The sequence below is a fragment of the Nonomuraea sp. NPDC049421 genome, assembly GCF_040677005.1.
Taxonomy (GTDB): Bacteria; Actinomycetota; Actinomycetes; order Streptosporangiales; family Streptosporangiaceae; genus Nonomuraea; species Nonomuraea salmonea.
In genome coordinates, this window is record NZ_JBFAQA010000016.1 from 59,806 (window position 1) to 78,537 (window position 18,732).

General features: G+C 72.7%; 19 protein-coding genes. 11 read left to right on the forward strand and 8 right to left on the reverse strand.

Annotated elements, in window-relative coordinates; translation table 11 throughout:
• The first annotated feature begins 7 nt into the window (after positions 1-7).
• The 9 genes from AB0K18_RS26250 to AB0K18_RS26290 all read left to right on the forward strand — a co-directional run bounded on the left by AB0K18_RS26250 (position 8) and on the right by AB0K18_RS26290 (position 8,484).
• The gene (locus AB0K18_RS26250; protein ID WP_364918931.1) at positions 8-619 is read left to right on the forward strand and encodes a 50S ribosomal protein L25/general stress protein Ctc; all 612 of its coding nucleotides are present in this window, start codon (positions 8-10) and stop codon (positions 617-619) included.
• A gap of 67 nt (positions 620-686) precedes the next feature.
• Positions 687-1,271 carry an aminoacyl-tRNA hydrolase gene (gene pth / locus AB0K18_RS26255; protein ID WP_345390295.1) on the forward strand — a complete coding sequence of 195 codons (585 nt, stop codon included), beginning with the start codon at positions 687-689 and terminating at the stop codon, positions 1,269-1,271.
• A 106-nt stretch (positions 1,272-1,377) separates the two neighbouring features.
• Positions 1,378-2,817: a sugar transferase gene (locus AB0K18_RS26260; RefSeq protein ID WP_364918934.1), complete on the forward strand. Its 1,440-nt coding sequence runs from the start codon at positions 1,378-1,380 to the stop codon at positions 2,815-2,817.
• Positions 2,817-3,596: a 3'(2'),5'-bisphosphate nucleotidase CysQ gene (locus AB0K18_RS26265; protein WP_345390289.1), complete on the forward strand. Its 780-nt coding sequence runs from the start codon at positions 2,817-2,819 to the stop codon at positions 3,594-3,596. Before AB0K18_RS26260 ends, AB0K18_RS26265 begins: the two co-directional genes overlap by 1 nt.
• Before the next feature lie 19 nt (positions 3,597-3,615).
• Positions 3,616-4,530 (forward strand): sulfate adenylyltransferase subunit CysD, encoded by a 915-nt coding sequence (gene cysD, locus AB0K18_RS26270; protein WP_364918937.1) that lies wholly within the window; start codon positions 3,616-3,618, stop codon positions 4,528-4,530.
• On the forward strand, positions 4,530-5,795 hold the full coding sequence (cysN, locus tag AB0K18_RS26275) for a sulfate adenylyltransferase subunit CysN (protein ID WP_364371712.1): 1,266 nt from the start codon (positions 4,530-4,532) through the stop codon (positions 5,793-5,795). Before cysD ends, cysN begins: the two co-directional genes overlap by 1 nt.
• An 87-nt stretch (positions 5,796-5,882) precedes the next feature.
• Complete coding sequence (locus tag AB0K18_RS26280; protein WP_364918940.1) at positions 5,883-6,773, forward strand: sulfotransferase; 891 nt, start codon at positions 5,883-5,885, stop codon at positions 6,771-6,773.
• A complete protein-coding gene (locus tag AB0K18_RS26285) occupies positions 6,770-7,672 on the forward strand; it encodes a glycosyltransferase family A protein (RefSeq protein ID WP_364918943.1) in 903 nt (300 codons plus the stop codon). The genes AB0K18_RS26280 and AB0K18_RS26285 overlap by 4 nt, the downstream gene beginning before the upstream one ends.
• Positions 7,669-8,484 carry a WecB/TagA/CpsF family glycosyltransferase gene (locus AB0K18_RS26290; protein WP_364918944.1) on the forward strand — a complete coding sequence of 272 codons (816 nt, stop codon included), beginning with the start codon at positions 7,669-7,671 and terminating at the stop codon, positions 8,482-8,484. The genes AB0K18_RS26285 and AB0K18_RS26290 overlap by 4 nt, the downstream gene beginning before the upstream one ends.
• On the opposite strand, the gene AB0K18_RS26295 is transcribed toward AB0K18_RS26290, so the two are convergent.
• The 6 genes from AB0K18_RS26295 to AB0K18_RS26320 are packed head-to-tail and all read right to left on the reverse strand — an operon-like array spanning position 8,474 to position 14,918.
• Positions 8,474-9,355, reverse strand: coding sequence for a sulfotransferase (locus AB0K18_RS26295; RefSeq protein ID WP_364918946.1), 882 nt, complete (start codon positions 9,353-9,355; stop codon positions 8,474-8,476). The genes AB0K18_RS26290 and AB0K18_RS26295 overlap by 11 nt on opposite strands.
• Complete coding sequence (locus AB0K18_RS26300; protein ID WP_364918949.1) at positions 9,352-10,608, reverse strand: polysaccharide biosynthesis C-terminal domain-containing protein; 1,257 nt, start codon at positions 10,606-10,608, stop codon at positions 9,352-9,354. Before AB0K18_RS26300 ends, AB0K18_RS26295 begins: the two co-directional genes overlap by 4 nt.
• Positions 10,596-11,450, reverse strand: coding sequence for a sulfotransferase domain-containing protein (locus AB0K18_RS26305; RefSeq protein ID WP_364918952.1), 855 nt, complete (start codon positions 11,448-11,450; stop codon positions 10,596-10,598). Before AB0K18_RS26305 ends, AB0K18_RS26300 begins: the two co-directional genes overlap by 13 nt.
• On the reverse strand, positions 11,447-12,343 hold the full coding sequence (locus AB0K18_RS26310) for a hypothetical protein (protein WP_364918954.1): 897 nt from the start codon (positions 12,341-12,343) through the stop codon (positions 11,447-11,449). The genes AB0K18_RS26305 and AB0K18_RS26310 overlap by 4 nt, the downstream gene beginning before the upstream one ends.
• A complete protein-coding gene (locus AB0K18_RS26315) occupies positions 12,340-13,626 on the reverse strand; it encodes a hypothetical protein (protein WP_364918956.1) in 1,287 nt (428 codons plus the stop codon). The genes AB0K18_RS26310 and AB0K18_RS26315 overlap by 4 nt, the downstream gene beginning before the upstream one ends.
• The gene (locus AB0K18_RS26320) at positions 13,623-14,918 is read right to left on the reverse strand and encodes a Wzz/FepE/Etk N-terminal domain-containing protein (protein WP_364918959.1); all 1,296 of its coding nucleotides are present in this window, start codon (positions 14,916-14,918) and stop codon (positions 13,623-13,625) included. Before AB0K18_RS26320 ends, AB0K18_RS26315 begins: the two co-directional genes overlap by 4 nt.
• A gap of 344 nt (positions 14,919-15,262) precedes the next feature.
• On the opposite strand from AB0K18_RS26320, the gene AB0K18_RS26325 reads away from it, so the two are divergent.
• A complete protein-coding gene (locus tag AB0K18_RS26325; RefSeq protein WP_364918962.1) occupies positions 15,263-16,297 on the forward strand; it encodes a hypothetical protein in 1,035 nt (344 codons plus the stop codon).
• On the opposite strand, the gene cysC is transcribed toward AB0K18_RS26325, so the two are convergent.
• On the reverse strand, positions 16,294-17,517 hold the full coding sequence (cysC, locus tag AB0K18_RS26330) for an adenylyl-sulfate kinase (protein ID WP_364918964.1): 1,224 nt from the start codon (positions 17,515-17,517) through the stop codon (positions 16,294-16,296). The genes AB0K18_RS26325 and cysC overlap by 4 nt on opposite strands.
• A gap of 63 nt (positions 17,518-17,580) precedes the next feature.
• Positions 17,581-18,300: a methyltransferase domain-containing protein gene (locus AB0K18_RS26335; protein WP_364918966.1), complete on the reverse strand. Its 720-nt coding sequence runs from the start codon at positions 18,298-18,300 to the stop codon at positions 17,581-17,583.
• Between the two features lie 62 nt (positions 18,301-18,362).
• On the opposite strand from AB0K18_RS26335, the gene AB0K18_RS26340 reads away from it, so the two are divergent.
• Entirely contained in the window at positions 18,363-18,725 is a 363-nt protein-coding gene (locus AB0K18_RS26340) for a signal peptidase I (protein ID WP_364918968.1), read from the forward strand.
• The last annotated feature ends 7 nt before the right edge of the window (positions 18,726-18,732 follow it).

An 18,732-nucleotide genomic window follows, 5' to 3' on the forward strand; every position in this document is an offset into this window, starting at 1 on the left:
AGATGTCGTGTCTGAAGTACGTATCGCCGCCGAGGAGCGCACCACCTTCGGCAAGGGCGCCGCTCGCAAGATCCGCCGCGCCGACAAGGTGCCCGCCGTTCTCTACGGGCACGGCATCGACCCCAAGCACCTCACCCTGCCCGGCCACGAGGTGCTGCTCGCGCTGCGCACGCCCAACGTGCTGATCCGCCTCCAGGGTGAGGGCGTCGACGAGCTGGCGCTGCCCAAGGGCGTCCAGCGCGACCCGATCAAGGGCTTCGTCGAGCACGTCGACCTGCTCCTGGTCCGCCGCGGCGAGAAGGTCACGGTCGAGATCCCGGTCACCACGGTCGGCGACGTGCACTCCGACGGCCTGCTCGACCAGCAGCTCGTCTCCATCGCCGTGGAGGCCGAGGCCACCCACATCCCCACCGGCGTCGAGGTCGACGTCGAGGGCCTGGAGATCGGCACCGTCGTCACCGCCGCGCAGCTGCAGCTCCCGCAGGGCAGCACGCTCGCCGCCGACCCCGAGGCCGTCGTGCTGCAGGTCATCAACAAGCCGGTCGAGGCCGCCGCCGAGGGCGAGGGCGAGGGCGAGGCCGCCGAGGGCGAGGCCGCGGAGGCTCCCGCCGCCGAGTAGCGACGGGTTCATTCGTGAACGGGGCGGCCGGACTCGAGCCGTCCCGTTCCGCTGTGAGGGGACTCTCATGGATCGCTGGCTGATTGCCGGACTGGGCAATCCGGGGCCCGAATACGCGGGCAACCGGCACAACGCGGGCTTCATGGTGCTCGACGAGCTGGCCGCCAGGGCGGGCGGGCGGTTCAAGGCGCACAAGAGCAGGGCCGAGGTGTGCGAGACGCGCGCCGCGGTGCTGGCCAAGCCCCTGACGTACATGAATCTGTCCGGCGGGCCCGTCAAGGCGCTCTGCGACTTCTACAAGATCGGCCCTGAGCGGCTGATCGTCGTGCACGACGAGCTCGACGTGCCCTACGGCGCGCTGCGCGCCAAGCTGGGCGGCGGCGACAACGGCCACAACGGGCTCAAGTCCATCACCAAGGTCCTCGGCACCCGCGACTACCTGCGGGTGCGCTTCGGCATCGGGCGCCCGCCCGGCCGCATGGACCCGGCCTCCTTCGTGCTCAGAGACTTCGCCACCATGGAGCGCAAGGACCTGCCGTTCCTGGTCGACCGGGCCGCCGACGTGGTCGAGTCGCTGATGACCCGCGGCCTCGAGGCCACCCAGAACGACTTCCACCGGGCTGATCTCCACATTTCCGGCCCTCCTCGCTGATCGTCTCATTGCTTCGTTCGCCGGTTCCGGGGACGTAGCGCGGCTACGATCGGTCACTGTCCGTTCAGGAGTGGTCACCTGGAGGCACGAGTGCGCGGTGAGGGGCATGGCTGTGAGGACCGGCCATGGGGGCTGCTGGGGGAAGGCAGCACCGCGCACGCGCTCCTGGGTGCGTACATATCGGTTGTGGGCGGTGCTGGGCGATTTGTGCGGCGCCGGCCTCGGAGCCGGGGTCGCGTTCGCCGTCAGGTTCGGCGGGCCCACCCCCTACGTCCTTCCCTATCTCCTCGTCTCGCTCGTGCTGCCGGTCGTGTGGTGCGGGGCCGTGGCGCTCAACCGGGCGTACGAGCCGCGCATGCTCGGCGACGGCCCCGAGGAGTTCCGCCGGGTCGTCCAGGCCGGCGTGGCACTGACCGCCGCCACCGCCATCGGCTCCTACGTCACCAAGACCGACGTCGCCCGCGGCTACGTCGTGCTGGCGCTGCCCCTGGTCACCCTGCTCACCCTCGCCGCACGCTACGCGCTGCGCCGCAACCTGCACCGGCGCAGGGCGGCCGGCGCGTGCATGCGCCGCGTGGTCGCCGTCGGCCACGCCGCCTCCGTCGCCGAGCTGGTCCGCCTCTTCCGCAGGGAGCGCCACCACGGCATGCAGGTCGTCGCCGCCTGCCTGCCCGGCGGGCACCACGGGCAGCGCGTCGCCGACGTGACCGTGGCCGGCGACCTCAGCGACGTGCCGCTCGCGGTCGAGCAGCACGACGCCGACACCGTGGCCGTGCTGGCCTGCCCCGAGATGGACGGGCAGGCGCTGCGCCGGCTGGCCTGGCGGCTGGAGCGCACGCTCACCGAGCTGGTGGTGGCCCCGGCGCTGATGGACGTCGCGGGCCCGCGTACCATGATCAGGCCGGTCGCCGGGATGCCGTTGCTGCACGTCGAGCACCCCGAGCTGGCCGGTGCGCGGCAGCTGGTCAAGAACGTCTTCGACCGCCTGGTGGCGCTCGCGCTGCTGGTGCTGCTCGCGCCGCTGCTGGCCGGGCTGGCGGTGGCCGTACGCGTGACGAGCCCGGGCCCGGCGCTGTTCCGGCAGACCCGGGTGGGCAGGGACGGGAGGCTGTTCACGATCGTGAAGTTCCGTACGATGCGGCGCGGTTCCGAGCAGCAGAAGGTCACGCTCGTCAGCGACCGCGACGGCGTGCTGTTCAAGCTCAGGAACGACCCGCGGGTCACGCCGCTGGGCGCGTTCATGCGCCGCCACTCACTCGACGAGCTGCCTCAGCTCATCAACGTCGTGTTCGGACACATGTCGCTCGTCGGCCCACGGCCACCGCTGCCTGAAGAGGTGGCGCGCTACGGTGACGACGTGCGCAGACGACTCCTCGTACGCCCTGGGCTGACCGGGCTGTGGCAGGTCAGTGGCAGATCTGACCTATCGTGGGAGGAATCTGTCCGTCTCGACCTGCGCTATGTGGAGAACTGGTCCCTCATGTTGGACCTCCAGATCCTGTGGAAGACTTGGTCGGCCGTCGCCCGCGGGCAAGGAGCATATTGATGACGATTCGCGACGACCACGCCCTCGCCGCAGACCTGGCGACCGAGGCAGGAGAGCGGCTGCTGCGGGTGCGCGAGCGGGTGGGCTACTCCGACCCCGCCGCGCTGCGCGCCGAGGGCGACAGGTCCTCCCACCTCCATCTCATGGAGTGCCTGGCCCGGCTGCGGCCGTCCGACAGCGTGCTGTCGGAGGAGGCCACCCGCGAGGAGCGGCTCGACCCGCGCAGGCTGAGCGCCGACCGGGTGTGGATCGTCGATCCGCTCGACGGCACCCGTGAGTTCTCCGAGCAGACCCCCGAAGGCGAGGGGCGCGCCGACTGGGCGGTGCACGTGGCGCTGTGGGAGCGCGGGCGGCTCACCGCCGGCGCCGTGGCGCTGCCGTCCCAGGGCCGCACGCTGACGACCGCCGACCCGCCGAAGCTCCCCACCTACGACAAGGGCCGCTTCCGCATCGCGGTGAGCCGCAGCAGGCCGCCCGAGTTCGTCCAGAAGCTCGCCTACCTCGTCGGCGCCGATCTGGTGCCGATCGGCTCGGCCGGGGCCAAGATCTCCGCGGTGCTGACCGGCGAGGTCGAGGCGTACGTCCACGCCGGCGGCCAATACGAGTGGGACTCCGCCGCGCCGGTCGCCGTCGCGCTGGCCGCGGGGGCCCACGCCAGCCGCATCGACGGCTCCGAGCTGACCTACAACCAAGCCGACCCGTCCCTACCGGATATCCTGGTTTCCCTACCAGAGCTGGCGGCATCCCTGCTCGCCGGCATCCGCGACCTGCACCGCTGACCCGCCGGAGGAAGCTTCCATGCTGCAGCGCGACTACACGACGTCGCAGCTCGACGTGCTCGAGGCCGAGGCCATCCACATCATGCGCGAGGTGGCCGCCGAGTTCGAGCGTCCCTGTCTGCTCTTCTCCGGGGGTAAAGACTCGATCGTCATGCTCCGCATCGCGGAGAAGGCGTTCTGGCCCGCGCCGATCCCGTTCCCGCTCATGCACGTCGACACGGGGCACAACTTCGACGAGGTCATCGAGTTCCGCGACCGGCGCTCGGCCGAGCTGGGCGCCCGGCTGATCGTCGCCAGCGTCCAGGACTCCATCGACCAGGGCCGCGTCGTCGAGGACACCGGCCGGCGCGCCTCGCGCAACCGGCTGCAGACCACGACGCTGCTCGACGCGATCGAGGAGCACGAGTTCGACGCGGTCTTCGGCGGCGCCAGGCGCGACGAGGAGAAGGCGCGGGCCAAGGAGCGGGTGTTCTCCTTCCGCGACGACTTCGGCCAGTGGGACCCGAAGAACCAGCGGCCCGAGCTGTGGAACCTCTACAACTCCCGCATCCGCAAGGGCGAGCACATCCGGGTCTTCCCGCTGTCCAACTGGACCGAGCTCGACATCTGGGACTACATCAGGCGCGAGGGCATCGAGATCCCGTCCATCTACTTCGCCCACACCCGCAAGGTGTTCGAGCGCGACGGCATGCTGCTGCCCGACTCCGAGGTGGTGCAGCGGGGCGAGGACGAGCCGCTGTTCGAGACGGTGGTGCGCTACCGCACCGTGGGTGACATGACCTGCACGGGCGCCGTGCAGTCCAAGGCCACGACGGTCGAGGCGATCATCGAGGAGATCGCGGCCACCAGGATCACCGAGCGGGGGGCCACCAGGGCCGACGACCGCTCGTCCGAGGCCGCCATGGAGGACCGCAAGCGAGAGGGCTACTTCTGATGGACATTCTGCGCTTTGCCACCGCGGGAAGCGTCGATGACGGCAAGTCCACCCTCATCGGGCGCCTGCTGTACGACTCCAAGGCGATCTTCGAGGACCAGCTCGAGGCGGTCGAGCGGACCTCGCGCGACCGGGGCACCGAGTACACCGATCTGTCGCTGCTGACCGACGGCCTGCGGGCCGAGCGGGAACAGGGCATCACGATCGACGTGGCGTACCGGTATTTCGCGACCCCGCGCAGGAAGTTCATCATCGCCGACACGCCGGGGCACATCCAATACACCCGCAACATGGTGACCGGCGCCTCCACCGCCGACCTCGCCATCATCCTCATCGACGCGCGCAAGGGCGTGCTGGAGCAGTCGCGGCGGCACGCGTTCCTGACCTCGCTGCTGCGGGTGCCGCACCTCGTGCTCGCGGTCAACAAGATGGACCTCGTCGACTACTCCCAGGAGCGCTTCGAGGAGATCCGCGAGGAGTTCACCGCGTTCGCCTCCAAGCTCAACGTCACCGACCTGACGTTCATCCCGATCTCGGCGCTCAACGGCGACAACGTCGTGTCGCGGTCGGAGAACATGCCCTGGTACCTCGGCACGTCGCTGCTGCACCACCTGGAGAACGTGCACATCGCGTCCGACCGCAACCTGACCGACGTGCGCTTCCCCGTGCAATACGTCATCAGGCCGCAGCGGGCCACCGACCCGGCCTTCCACGACTACCGCGGCTACGCGGGCCAGGTGGCGGGCGGCGTCCTCAAGCCGGGCGACGAGGTCGTGCACCTGCCGTCGGGCCTGACCACCCGCATCGCCTCGATCGACACCTTCGACGGGCCGGTCGAGGAGGCGTTCCCGCCCATGTCGGTGACGCTGCGCTTCGAGGACGACCTCGACATCTCGCGCGGCGACATGATCGCCAGGCCCAACAACCAGCCGCAGTCGGCGCAGGAGCTGGAGGCGATGGTCTGCTGGATGGCCGACGGGGTGAAGCTGACGCCGCGCTCCAAGCTGACCATCAAGCACACCACCAGGACCGCGAGGGCACTGGTGCGCGACCTGCACTACCGGCTCGACGTCAACACGCTGCACCGCGACGAGGAGGCGACCGCGCTCGCGCTCAACGAGATCGGCCGCGTCTCGCTGCGGGTCACCCAGCCGCTGTTCGTCGACGACTACGCGCGCAACCGGCTGACCGGCGGGTTCATCCTGGTCGACGAGGCCACCAACAGCACCGTCGGCGCCGGCATGATCATCGACTCGGCCAGGTAGATCTTTTTCGGTTCCTTGACCTGACGATTACCGTCGGTTGTAGGGTCGTCGCGTTCGGTGTCCATCGATGCGAAAGCCCTGCCTTCCGTGACAGATCGCGCTACTCCCAGGGTCGTCTACCTGGGCGGCCTCGGCCGCAGCGGCACCACCCTGCTGGAGCGGCTCCTCGGTGAGCTGCCCGGGGTGGTGGCGCTCGGCGAAGTGGTGCATCTGTGGGAGCGCGGGGTGCTCGCCGGTGAGCCGTGCGGGTGCGGCACCGCCTTCCCCGCCTGCCCCTTCTGGCGGCGGGTGGGGGAGCGGGCCTTCGGCGGGTGGACCCGTCCGCTCGCCGAGCGCGTGCTGGCCCTGCGCGGGCGCATCGACCGCACCCGCAGGATCCCCCGCATCGGCCATCCCGACCTGGCCGAGTACACCCGGGCCTACCTGCGGCTCTACTCCGCCGCCGGCGCTCCCGTCGTCATCGACTCCAGCAAGCACGCCTCACTGGCCTGCTGCCTCGTCGCCGGCGGGGCCGACGTCCACGTCGTGCACGTCGTACGCGACCCGCGGGCCGTCGCCCACTCCTGGAGCAGGACCGTGCAGCGGCCCGAGGACGGGCGGCCGATGACCCGGTGGAGCCCCGCCCGCACGGCCGTGCACTGGTCGGCACAGAACGCCGCGCTCGAGCTGCTCGCCCGGCGCGGGGCACGCGTCACCAGGATCCGGTACGAAGACCTGCTCGCCGACCCCGGCCCCGCCCTGACGTCGCTGGCCGGGCGGCTCGGCCTGCCCGAGCCCGGCTTCCTCGACGGCCGCACCGCCTGGCTCACCGCCTCCCACACGGCCTCGGGCAACCCCATGCGGTTCCGGGTCGGGCAGGTCGAGCTGCGCCGCGACGACTCCTGGCGCTCGGCCCTGCCCGGCCACGACCGCCGCCTGGTCGACGCGCTCACCTGGCCCCTCCGCACCCGCTACGGCTACGGCGGCGTGGCCGCATGACCTGCCTCCCCTCGGTCGGCGTCATCGTCCCCACCCGCGGCGACCGCCCCACCGAGCTGCGCGAGGCCGTCGAGGCGGTGCTGGCCCAGCAGTACACCGGCCCCCTCGACGTCGTGGTGGTCACCGACGGCGACGCAACGCTCCCGCCGCAGGCGGGGCGGTCGTTGCGAGGGCTGCCGTTACGGGTGCTGGGGAACCGGCGGACGCCGGGGCTGCCCGGGGCGCGGAACACCGGGATCGATGCCTGTGAGACCGAGCTGGTCGCGTTCTGCGACGACGATGACGTGTGGCGGCCGGGCAAGCTCGCGGCGCAGGTGGAGGCGCTGACGCGGGCCGGGGGCGAGTTCGCGAGCTGCGGGATCGAGGTGGAGCACGGGCGGCGGCGGGTCGCCCGGCTGGCCGGCACCGACACGGTGAGCGCGGCCGACCTGACCCGGTCGCGCATGATGATGGTGCATTCATCGACGTTCCTCTTCCGGCGCGGCGCGCTGCGTCCCGACGAGAGCGCGCCCTCAGGACAGAACGAGGACTGGGACCTGGCCCTGCGCGCCGCCAAGCGGCGGCCGCTCGTCCACGTCGACCGGCCGCTTGTGCTGGTGCGCTGGGCGAGGTCCCACTACGCGGCCCGCTGGGCCGACCGGATTGCCGGGCTGGAGTGGATGCTCGCCCGGCATCCCGAACTGGCCGTGGACCCGTGCGGCGCGGCACGGGTCTACGGCCAGCTGGCCTTCAGCCACGCGGCGCTGGGGCAGCGGCGGGCGGCCCTGCGGTGGGCCGCCCGCACCGTCACCACCCGTCCGCTGGAGCCGCGCGGCGCGATCGCCGCCGCGGTGGCGGCCGGGCTCGTCCCCGCCTCCGCCGTGCTGGCGGCGCTGCACCGGCGAGGGCACGGCATTTGACCGCGCCGACCACGGCCGCACCACCCGCTCCGGCGATGCCGGGGCGGGTGCGGGTCGGCGGCGTCGAGGTGGACGCCGTACGTGAGGAGGAGGTCCTCCAGCGGGTGGGGACGGCGCTGGAGGCAGGCCGGGGCGGGCGCATCGTCACCCCGAACGTGGACATCTGCCGCGCCGCCGCCGCCGACCCCGCACTGCGAGCCCTCATCGGGTCGGCCGATCTGGTCGTCGCCGACGGCATGCCGCTGGTGTGGGCGGCCAGGCTGCTCGGCACGCCGCTGCCCCAGCGCGTCACCGGGGCCGACCTCATCTGGTCGCTCAGCGGGCTGGCCGCCGAGCGGGGCTGGCCGGTGTACCTGCTGGGCGGCGGCTCGCCCGGGGTGGTGCACCGGGCGGCGGACCGGCTCGCCGACGCCTGCCCCGGCCTGCGGGTGAGCGGGGCGCACGCGCCGCCGTACGGGTTCGACGGCACGCCCGGCGGGGTGGCGAGGGTCATGGGGAAGGTGGTGGCGGCGGCGCCGCGGCTGGTGTTCGTCGGGCTCGGGTTCCCCCGCCAGGACCTCCTCATCACCGAGTTACGGCGGGAACTGCCCGAAGCCTGGTACGTCGGCTGCGGCGCGGCCATCGCGTTCGCCGCCGGCACCGTGGCCAGGGCGCCGGGCTGGCTGCGGCAGGCGGGGCTGGAGTGGGCGTACCGGCTGGTCAGCGAGCCGGGACGGCTGGCGCGCCGCTACCTCGTGGACGACCTGCCGTTCGCGGCCCGCCTGCTCGGCGACTGCCTGGCGAAGAGGGTGACCCACCGCCTCACCGGGTGAGGGCGCGGACGCGCTCGACGTCTTCGGAGGAGAGGCCGCGGGCCGGGTTCGCCAGGGCGAGGCGGGGGTCCATGCGGCGGTAGGCCGTGCGCGACAGGCCTGTCCAGGCGAACGCCGCCGCCCGCCCGTCGCCGGTGCAGGCCCGCGTGATGCGGCGCTCGGCGGCGGGGGACCAGCGCAACCCCGCGTACGCGTACAGCTCGCGGAAACCGGGCACCGGGTCGGCGGCGAGCGACTCGTACGAGACGAGCAGGATGCCCGGAGTGCGGCGCAGGATGCCCGTCGTGACCCGCCACAGCGCCGCCGCCGTGGCCACCCGGTCCGGCGAGCCGGCGAGCGCCCGCAGCTCCAGCACCTCGGGATGGTCGCGGACGAGCAGCGGCTGGGTGAGCAGCTCGTCCAGGGAGACGGACCAGCCGAGCCGCTGCCAGCTCGCCACGAACGACACCGGATCACGTACGAGAGCGATCACCCGGCACCCCAGCCGCCGCGCGAACCACCCCGCGCTCAGCACCGCGAACGGGTCGTCCAGCAGCGCCCGCCGCCCGGTGAGCCGCCCGAACGCGAACGCGGTGCCGTAGCGCACGAGGCGGGCCAGGTCATAGGGGGAGTGGTTGGCGCGCAGCTCGTGCAGCCACCGGTAGCGCAGCGCCGCCGTGTCGCGGAAGGCGGGCAGCCAGGAGGCGGAGTTGGAGTCGCAGATGTACTGGAACCGGTGCGTCACCTGAGCGGCGAGCACCCCGGGGCAGCGGCCGGGCGGGTGCTGGGGGTTGAGCGGCTCGTTGACGTAGATCAGCTCGCCGCCGGCGGCCAGCATCCGGCCGGTCCAGCTCGTGCCGCTGCGCGGCAGCCCGGTCACCAGCACGGTCATGCGGCCCGCCGCGGCAGCGAGCCGCGCAGCGCGGGCAGGGTGTGCCGGCCGAACGGGTGCAGCCCGTAGCGGCGGTGCAGCTGCCACAACGGCAGCAGGTTCTTCACCAGCATGCCGCCCGACCAGCCGGCGACCGCGCCGAGCGCCCCGTACGCTGGGATGAGCGCCAGGTCGAGCAGCACCGTGCAGGCGATGGCGGCCAGCAGGTTGAGCAGGCTGATGCCGGTGTGGCCTGCGGCGGTCAGCACGACGTCCACCATGCCGCAGGCGGTCGCGACCATCATCGTGGCGGCCAGGACGAGCGCGATGGGGGCGGCGGCGCCGTACGTGGGGCCGAACACGCGCAGCAGCCACGGCGCGAGCCCCGCGTACGCGAGCCAGAGCGGCCAGGTGAGCACCACGAGCCACGCGGTGGCGGCCTGGTACAGCTCGCGCGCCCGCTCCCGCTCACCGTCCGCCAGCGCCCTGACCAGCCCCGCCTGTACGGCCTGCGCGAGCCCCTGGTTGGCGAGCTGCCCGACGACCTTGACCCGGGTGGCCGCGGTGTAGACGGCGGCAGGGGCGGGCCCGGCGAGCAGCGCCACGATCACGATGTCCACCCGCTGGAAGACCGCCTGGATGGCGCCCGCGAGCGAGCGCGGCGCGGTGTGCCGCCACAGGTCGCGCGCGGTCCCCGGCAGGTAAGGCGTCCACTCCACCCGCCTGCGCAGCCAGAGGGCCGCGGCGACCAGCACCGGCACGTACGGCGCCGCCCACGCCGGCAGCAGCCACCAGCCGCCGGCCCCGGCGAGTGCGGCGGCGGACACCAGCACGAGCTGCCCCCCGGGCACGAGCAGCCCGTCGAGCAGCACGGTGGGCCGTACGGACCCGAACCCGCGCCCGGCGGCGAGCAGCACGTCGGCGGCCACGATCACGGGCAGCAGCCCGGCGGCGGGCCCCAGCCGGGGGAACAGCACGATCCCGGCCGCCACCGCGACGACCAGGCAGGGCAGCACGGCGGCCCTGATGTAGCCGGAGATGCCGCGGTAGTCGTAGGACCTGGCGCGGGCGATGAAGTAGATGAGCCCGTTGCCGGCGTCGAGTTTGGCGATGCCGGCGGCCATCAGCGCCAGCGCCGTCGCGGTGAAGAACGCGCCGGCCTCGGCCGCCGGGTAGGTCCTGGTCACCACCACCACGAGCACGACCTGCGCCACCGCGCCGAAGGCCGCGCCGGACAGCCCCGCGAGGCCCCTGCGGACGATCACCGCCGCCACGAGGGCTCACCGTCCAGCCAGCGGACGAGCCGCGCGTCGTAGGGCTCGAAGTGGCCGCGCAGCCTCGCCGCCAGCGCGCGGGACACCGGGCGCGGCAGCGAGCGCCGGTTGTACCGCTCGAAGACGGGATAGCCGAGGTGCGGCAGGCCGAGGAACTCCAGCACCCGGTCGTAGGCGGTCTCCGGCTCGGCGAAGAAGCGGTGGCTGTCGAGCACGAGCATGCGGTCGCGGCCGAACAGTGGCTCAAGGCGGTCGAGCTGGTCGGCGTAGCGGCCCCTGGCCAGGTAGGCGTGGTGGCGGTGGGAGTGGTGCAGCGCGTGCGGCGAGGCGCGCAGCCGCTCCTCGGCGCCGGCCAGCCGGCCCTCCTCCAGCTCAAGCGCGTGCTCGAAGTGGGACTCCGTCTCGAAGCCCCTGGCCAGCTCGTGGGCGTGGGCGGAGCAGGCGCGTTCGACCGGGTCGCGGACGAGCACGATCAGCTTGACGCCGGGCAGGTCGGCGGCGATGCGCTGGCCCGCCAGGGGGTGGAACAGGTAGTAGGGGGAGGATTCGTACGCCTGGGGGCGGTGGCCGTACCGGTGGGTGAGCAGCGCGGCGCCCACCCGCAGCGGGAAGTGGCCCTGGTACCAGGGCATGCCGCGCCAGTAGGCCACGTCGAAGTAGTGGACGCCCTTGTGCAGCACGGGTTTGAGCAGCAGCGGATGCTGGGCCAGGGCCCGGTAGAGCGAGGTCGTGCCGCACCGCTGCGCACCCGCGATCAGGAACGACGGCAGCACGCGGGCGCCCGAGGTGAACCGTCCGGTGACCCGCGACAGCGACAGGACCGAGCGCTTCATCGTCCTCATGTCAGCAGCTCCTCGTGATCGACGGCCGGGTTGAGCCACGACTGCGGCGGGCCGAGCGGCGTGTGGCCGTCGGCGGCGTGCCGGTCGGCCAGCGTGATGAGGTAACGCAGCGCCGTTCGCCTGGCCGTGGCCGCTGACAGGCCCAGGGGGGCGAGCAGGCGTACGGACTGGGCGACGCAGGCTCTGGCCGCGACCGGCGGGCGCATCCCGCGCAGGGCCCGGTGGAAGAAGTGGTGCAGCAGGTCGAAGCCGAGCGGGACGCCGGTCTCGTAGCGCTCCCAGTCCCAGACCAGCAGCCGCCCGCCGGGGCCGCGGCACAGGTTCCAGGGGGCGAGGTCGCCGTGCCAGGCCGGGCGGTTCCCGCCGGTGGCGGCGATCTCCTTGACCGCATCGAGCAGCAGCGGCGCGGGCACCCGGCCGCGGCGCACCGGTAGCGGCGACAGGGCGAGCACGGACAGCCCGCGCCAGTCGCCGTGGTGCAGCACCTCGGGCACGGTGACAGTGCGCAGGGGGAGCCCGGCCAGCCTGCGCAGGGCCGCGGCCTCGGCGGCGACGAGCCGGCGGGCGCGGTCGGTGTCGCCGATCTTGACGAACGCCAGCCGCCTCCCGTCCGCGCGGGCCTCCAGGATGGGCTTGCGGTTGGCCCGGCGCGCGGGACGTACGTGGAGCACGGTCTCGACCGGGCGCCCGAACACCTCGCTCAGGTGGACCGCGATCGATCCCTCGACCGGCACCTCCACCCGCGACCCGAGGTGCCACCAGCGGCGCGGCGCCAGCCTGCGCGGCACGGCGGGATGCGGCAGCACCGTGTACGCCCGGGGCGATCCCGGCCCCGGATACAGCAGGCGTACGGTCTCGGCGAGATACCCGAGCCGCACCGCGGCGTCGCTCATGACGTTCCCCCGGCCGGTTGCGCGTTCCGCCACAGAAGGGCGAAGGAGATGAGATAGAGGCTGAGCGGCGTGACGAGCCCGTCGTAGACGAACATGTAGAGCAGCACGAACCCCATCACGAGCACCCCGCCGAGCCCGATCGGGCTGCGGTCGCGCCAGTGGCGGCGGATCGCGCCGAGGAAGAACGCCACGTACAGCGCGGCCCCCGTGAACCCCTGCGTGATGACGAGCAGCCAGAGCTGGCCGTCGCCGCCGAGCGGCGGGTGCCCGCAGGTGCGGCACCAGCCGGTCTTGCCGGTGGTGATCGAGCGGTGGTTGCCCGTGGCGTTGCGGGTGTTGCCGTAGCCGATCACGGGGGAGTGGGTGGCGGCGGCGAGGGTGGCGCTCACCGTGAAGGCCCTGATGTCGTTGGAGTGGGGCCGGTCGAGTCGCTGGGCGAACAGCGGCGCGAGCGGGCTGAGCAGGAACGCCAGCGACCCGGCCGCGACCGCCGCGCACAGCGCCGCCCTGGTGCGCCCGCCCACTCGTACGATCAGGTAGAGCACGGCCAGCCCGAGTCCGATCCACAGTCCCCGGTTGAGCGAGTAGACGATCGGCACGGCCGCCAGCGCCACCACGACGGCCACGAAGACCTTGTGCCGCGCCCGGCCGTACACCCACCACCCGACCACGAACCACACCAGCAGCACCGACGCGTTGCTGCCCCAGGCGTTGGCCCACTCGTACGGCGCCTCCGGCCTGGGCAGCGAGAACCCGAGCACCTTCTGGGTCTGCGCGGCCGTCGGGTGGATGAGATTGCGCACGAAGGGGTTCTCGCCGATCCACTCGGGCAGCAGCAGCTCGACCGGCGAGGTGAACTCGAATCCGGGGTGGAGCAGGCCGAGCAGCCCGCCCGCGACGGTGGTGACGAACAGCACCCCCAGCATCCGGACCAGCCGGAGCTGCGGCAGCTCGCGTTCGGTGAGGTTGCCGAGGTAGAGCACCATGATGAGGACCGCGCAGTAGAGCGCGAGCCGCATGCCGTAGCCGAGCAGCCGGCCCGCCCCGAACTCGCCGTACGTGCCGGGTGGCGACTCCCCGAGCATCAGGCCGCTGATCAGGTAACCGGCCAGGAGCAGCAGCCACAGCCCGAACCCGCGCGGCACCTTGACCGGCCGCCGCCGCCACAGCAGCACCGCCATGGGCACGGCCAGCACCACGACCGACAGCCCGCCGAACCCGAGCGCCCACCAGAGCGGGTAGCCGACCAGCAGCGCCGCGATGGGCCACGCGGGTCCGATCACGTCGGCCGGCCCGGCCGCCGCTGGTGCAGCGCGTGCAGGGGGCTCGTCTCGTCCTGCGGGCTCTGGGCGAGCCGCAGCTCGCCGGTCGCGACGAGCTTGCCGAGCGAGGCGGGCGGATGCGGCTCCAGCAGCGGCACGAACGAGGGGACGGCGTCGGTGGCGGTCACGACGCCGATGACCGGCACCTCGTGGCGGGCCAGCCGGCGCGTGGCCGCCGCCACGTCGTCCGAGGTGACCTGGCCGAGCCCCACGAGCAGCACGGCGGCGTCGGCCCTGGACAGGTCGCGGACGTCGGAGCCGTCGAGCACGACCAGCGGCGCGTTCACGGCCAGCGGCTCGGCCGGCGAGGAGGCGTAGAGGTCGGCGGGCAGCGACCTGACCAGCAGCCGCTTGCCGGGGCAGGCGGCGACGAGCGCGCTCGCCAGGTCGTGCAGCACGCCGTGCTCGCGCGGGCCTGACAGGTCGCCGAGCACGGGCAGGCCGGTGAGCCTTTCGACGTCGGCGGGCGTGCGCAGGCGGGTGTCCAGGCGGTCGCGGGCGTAGGCGGCGGCAGAGCCGGCCAGCAGGCCGAGCATGAGGCCGGTGCCGAGGAAGAGGGGCAGGCTGGGGGAGCTGGGCGCGGCGGGCGGCACGGGCTGGCTGATGATCGAGCCGGGGCTGACGGCGACCGTGCGCAGGGCGTCGTACCTGACGGCCAGGCCGGCCGCCTGCCGGTTGAGCACGCCCTGACGCTGGACGGCGATCGCGTGCTCGGGGCTGCCCTTGGGCAGCGCGGCGACCTGCTTGATCATCCGGTCGATGCCGGCGTTGACCTGCTTGAGCTTGCTCAGCACCGCCTCCTGCTGCTTGGCCATGGCGGTCAGCGCGCTCTCGCGGCGGTTGGCGAGGTACGCCTCGGCGTACGCGGCCGAGCGCGCCGCCGCGCCGTCGGGGTCGGCGGCGGTCACCGACAGCAGCAGTACCGAGGAGTTGGGCGGCACGGCCACCTCGACCGGCTCGACGGCGTCGACGCCGAGCGTGCGGGCGGCCCGCGCGGCGACCACCGCCGACTGGGCGACCTGGGCCTCGGTGTCGAGGTTGAGCGCCTCGCGCTGGCGGCCGGTCACCTGGTTGGCCGGCTCGCCGATGCCGAGCGGCTGGACGAGCACGTGCGTGGTGGCGGTGTAGGCGGCGGGGACGAGCCGCAGCAGCGCCAGCGCGGCCGTGCCGCCGACGACGACGCAGCCCACGAGGGTCAGCCACCGCCTGCGCAGCAGCGAGAGGTGGGCGTCCAGGTCGGTGCCGGAGCTCATGGGGGATGGTCTCCTGAGTGTGTACGTTGCGTGGCCGCCTGGCGCCATCGCGTCACCGCCGAAGTGGTGCGCCCACTATAGGGCGGAGGGTGATCACCCCGGTTCAATACTTCAAGATTTTTCCTGGATAACCCGCCGAAGAAATGCCGTGAAAAGGCGATATTTCGGTATTTAAGGAGTGGGCCTTTACCCGCCACGAGCTGGGCAGACTCTCACACTGGCTGAAGTTCCAGGAATGACATGGCAAGGTTCAGGTGTGAGAGCCGGGAGTCGTTCGACGAAGGGGTTGGAAGACTTTGCAGCTACGGGGAATTTCACGACAAGCAACGTCCGGCGGCACTCTGGTGGCTTTGGCGGCGGCGCTGGCCGCCTGCTCCACCGCCGCGGGCTCGCCCGTCCCGGCGCCGGTTCAAGCCCCCGCGGCCAAGCAGGCGGCGGGCTCGCCCGCCTGCACGGCCACCTCCAAGCTGATCCCGTCCTGCGGCGCCTGGTGGGGCGTGGCGCCCGAGGTGTTCACCGGGGTGCCGATCGAGCAGGCGCTGCACGGCGCCGAGCTGCGCATGGGCGCGGCGGCCGACGTGCTGCACGTCTACCACCGCGAGCGCGAGCTGTTCCCCACGCCCGCTGAGGTCAGGCTGGCGCGCGACCCCGCGAGGCCGCGGCTGCTCATGGTCAACTGGAAGCCGTCGTTCGACCACACCTGGGCGCAGATCGCCGCGGGCCGGCTCGACCGCAGGATCGACCGGCTGGCCGCCCACATCAGGCGCACGTTCCCCGAGCGGTTCTTCCTCACCCTGCACCACGAGCCGGAGAACGACGTCGACGCCCGATCGGGCTCCGGCATGCAGGCCACCGACTACGCCGCCATGTTCCGCCACGTCGTGCTGCGGCTGCGGCAGCAGGGCGTGCGCAACGCGGTGGTGGTCATGACGTACATGGGGGCGCCCAACTGGGCGGCCAAGCCGTGGTTCGAGGACCTCTACCCGGGTGACGACGTGGTCGACTGGGTGGCGATGGACCCGTACGCCGACGACCGGGTGCAGGACTTCGACGGCCTCGTCAACAAGACCCGCAAGGAATATCCGGAATGGCCGGGCTTCTACCGGTGGATGCAGGCCCGCTTCCCCGGCAAGCCGGTCATGGTGGCGGAGTGGGGCGTGTTCGAGCGCTCGTACGACCGCTCGTTCAAGCGCACGTTCTACGAGACCGTGCTGCGCCAGATCAAGCGCTACCCGCAGATCAAGGCGCTGCTCTACTTCGACTCGCCGCAGGCGCCGCGCGGCGACACCAGCTTCGACTCCGATGGCAGTGCCGACAAGGCGTTCACCCGCCTTGCGCGCGACCCCTACTTCCGCTCGACGCCCGTGCCCCGGCCTTAACGGACCCAGCCGCCGCCCTTGACCGTGTCGAGCACGCGGGAGACGGCCGCGTCGATCGACAGGTGGGTGGTGTCGATCACCAGGTCGGCGTCGTCGGGCTCCTCGTAGGGGTCGGAGACGCCGGTGAACTCGGGGATCAGACCGGCGCGGGCCTTGGCGTAGAGGCCCTTGCGGTCGCGCCGCTCACACTCCTCCAGCGGCGTGGCGACGTGGACGAGCAGGAAGTCGGCGCCCACCGACTCGACCATCTCCCGCACCTCATCGCGGGTCGCCGCATAGGGGGCGATCGGCGCGCAGATGGCCAGGCCGCCGTGCCGGGCCGCCTCGGCGGCGACGAAGCCGATGCGGCGGATGTTGAGGTCGCGGTCGGCCTTGGAGAACGTCAGGCCCTTCGACAGCAGCTGCCGCACGACGTCGCCGTCGAGGTAGGTGACCGTGCGGCTGCCCAGCTCCAGCAGCGCGTCGCGCAGGCCGCGGGCGATCGTGGACTTGCCCGAACCCGACAGGCCGGTGAAGAAGACGACCAGGCCGCGGCGGTGGGGCGGGCCTGGGATGCGTACGGGCTCGGGGCCCGCGAGGTGTTCGGCGGCGCCGTAGGAGGTGGCGACGTGTTCGCGCAGCTCCAGGTCGATCTCCGGCTCGTCGCGCGGCGCCAGCGGCACCGGGACGACGAGCGTGCCCGCGGGCAGCTGCTCCTTGGCGCGCAGCGCGGCGCGCACGACGGCGGGGCCGGCCTCGCCGTACGCGAGCGGCAGCAGCAGGATCACCGCGTCGAGCTCCTTGGCGGTGGCCGTCACCTCCGACAGGTCGTCGAGCGGCCCCCGCATCGTGACGGCCAGTGCGGGCCGCCCGCCGAGCTCGTCCTTGACCTGGGCGGGCGTGCGCCGTAGCCGGGAGAACGGGCCGTGCTCGGGCGTGCCGAGCGCCTTGACCTGGCCCGAGGTCAGCCCGTCGGGCTCGTGGCCGGTCACGCTGAGCGCCGCCAGCGGCAGCCCCTCGGGATCGAGGAGGGTGACCTCGTCGCCGGGGGACAGGTCGGCGTGGACGTGGAGGGTCACGGGCGCGGGCCACGGGGTGCCGTCGGCCAGCGTGCCGCGCTCGTGCACGGTGTGCAGGTCGTCGTGGCCCAGGAACCCCGTCAGAGGCTCGTACGCGCCCGCCAACAGGAGCTCAAGGTCGGCCAGCTCGCGCGGGTCGGGGGTCCACTCCACGATCTGCATCCCAACTGTTCGAGTGTGCACGGTCGCTACCAGTGTGCCGTTCCCCGGCACCTGTCACGACCGTCAGATGAGGCGGGCGAAGTGGTGCTGGGGCTTCCTGATCACCATGGTGATCTCGTCGTGGGAGGCGGGGAAGCGGCCGCTGGTCAGCTTGGACACCAGCGCCACCGCGGCGGCGCCGGGCCGGCGGGCGCGCGCGGGCCCGCTGGTCGTGCGCTCGTCGTCGGTGATCATCAGGCCCCTGCTCAGGCAGAACGCGTGCAGTCCGTCGCTGGAGGCGAGCGGCTCGTACACGGCGGGCAGCGGCCCAGGCGTGCCGGGACGGACGACGGCCCGCCACAGCACCCGGCGCAGCCAGCCCGGCGTGATGCGGTCGAGCAGCCCGTACGCCGAGCGGCGGTCGCGGACCCGCAGCAGCACCAGCCCCCCGGGCCGCAGCGACTGCAGCAGCCGGTCGAAGACCAACTCCGCGTGGCGGACGCGCTCCAGCAGGAACGACAGCTGGATCACGTCGAAGCCGCGCGGCGGCAGCGGCACCGAGCGCAGGTCGCCGAGCGAGTAGGAGACCAGGTCGGCCCGTTCCTCTACCACCCGCCTGACCGCGGGCAGGTCCTCGTCGGCTCCCATGGCCCTGGTCTCGATGTGGTCGAGCACCAGCGGCTCGTCGTGGGCGCACCCGGCGACCAGGACGTCGAGCCGCCGGATCGGCTGCCCGGCGCAGTGCTCGCGGAGCCGCTGACCGAAGAGGTCGCCTCTCTGGGCGACCGATCGCACCTCAGACATGTCACCTACAGTAATCAACCGAGTGGAATCAGTTAGGCATTTCCCTGCTAGCGTCCTGGCCCGTGAGCGATCAGGTGTACGTGGGGAACGCGGGTGTGGACGCGGCCCTCGACCGGGGATGGCTGCTCGGTCACTTCAAACCCCCCGGCGATCCAAGACACAGCGAGGACGTCGAGATCAAGTGGGGTGTCCACGAGGCCGGCGAGGAGCGGGCCGTCTGGGTCGAGGGCGAGGTGCGCACCGCGCTGCTGGTGCTCGTCAGCGGCCGGTTCCGGGTCGAGCTGCCCGGCCGCAGCGTGCTGCTGGCCGAGCCGGGCGACTATGTGGTGTGGGGCAAGGGCGTCGGCCACTCGTGGCGGGCCGAGGCGCCGTCCACGGTCCTCACCGTACGCTGGCCCTCCGTGCCTGGTTACCGCGTCGGCTGAGCTTTCA

Excerpts from the sequence above, each read along its gene's own strand:
- pth (WP_345390295.1), top strand. The coding sequence starts at position 687 with ATGGATCGCTGGCTGATTGCCGGACTGGGCAATCCGGGGCCCGAATAC.
- AB0K18_RS26260 (WP_364918934.1), top strand. The coding sequence starts at position 1,378 with ATGGCTGTGAGGACCGGCCATGGGGGCTGCTGGGGGAAGGCAGCACCG.
- AB0K18_RS26265 (WP_345390289.1), top strand. The coding sequence starts at position 2,817 with ATGACGATTCGCGACGACCACGCCCTCGCCGCAGACCTGGCGACCGAG.
- cysD (WP_364918937.1), top strand. The coding sequence starts at position 3,616 with ATGCTGCAGCGCGACTACACGACGTCGCAGCTCGACGTGCTCGAGGCC.
- cysN (WP_364371712.1), top strand. The coding sequence starts at position 4,530 with ATGGACATTCTGCGCTTTGCCACCGCGGGAAGCGTCGATGACGGCAAG.
- AB0K18_RS26285 (WP_364918943.1), top strand. The coding sequence starts at position 6,770 with ATGACCTGCCTCCCCTCGGTCGGCGTCATCGTCCCCACCCGCGGCGAC.
- AB0K18_RS26295 (WP_364918946.1), bottom strand. The coding sequence starts at position 9,355 with ATGACCGTGCTGGTGACCGGGCTGCCGCGCAGCGGCACGAGCTGGACC.
- AB0K18_RS26305 (WP_364918952.1), bottom strand. The coding sequence starts at position 11,450 with ATGAGGACGATGAAGCGCTCGGTCCTGTCGCTGTCGCGGGTCACCGGA.
- AB0K18_RS26310 (WP_364918954.1), bottom strand. The coding sequence starts at position 12,343 with ATGAGCGACGCCGCGGTGCGGCTCGGGTATCTCGCCGAGACCGTACGC.
- AB0K18_RS26320 (WP_364918959.1), bottom strand. The coding sequence starts at position 14,918 with ATGAGCTCCGGCACCGACCTGGACGCCCACCTCTCGCTGCTGCGCAGG.
- cysC (WP_364918964.1), bottom strand. The coding sequence starts at position 17,517 with ATGCAGATCGTGGAGTGGACCCCCGACCCGCGCGAGCTGGCCGACCTT.
- AB0K18_RS26335 (WP_364918966.1), bottom strand. The coding sequence starts at position 18,300 with ATGTCTGAGGTGCGATCGGTCGCCCAGAGAGGCGACCTCTTCGGTCAG.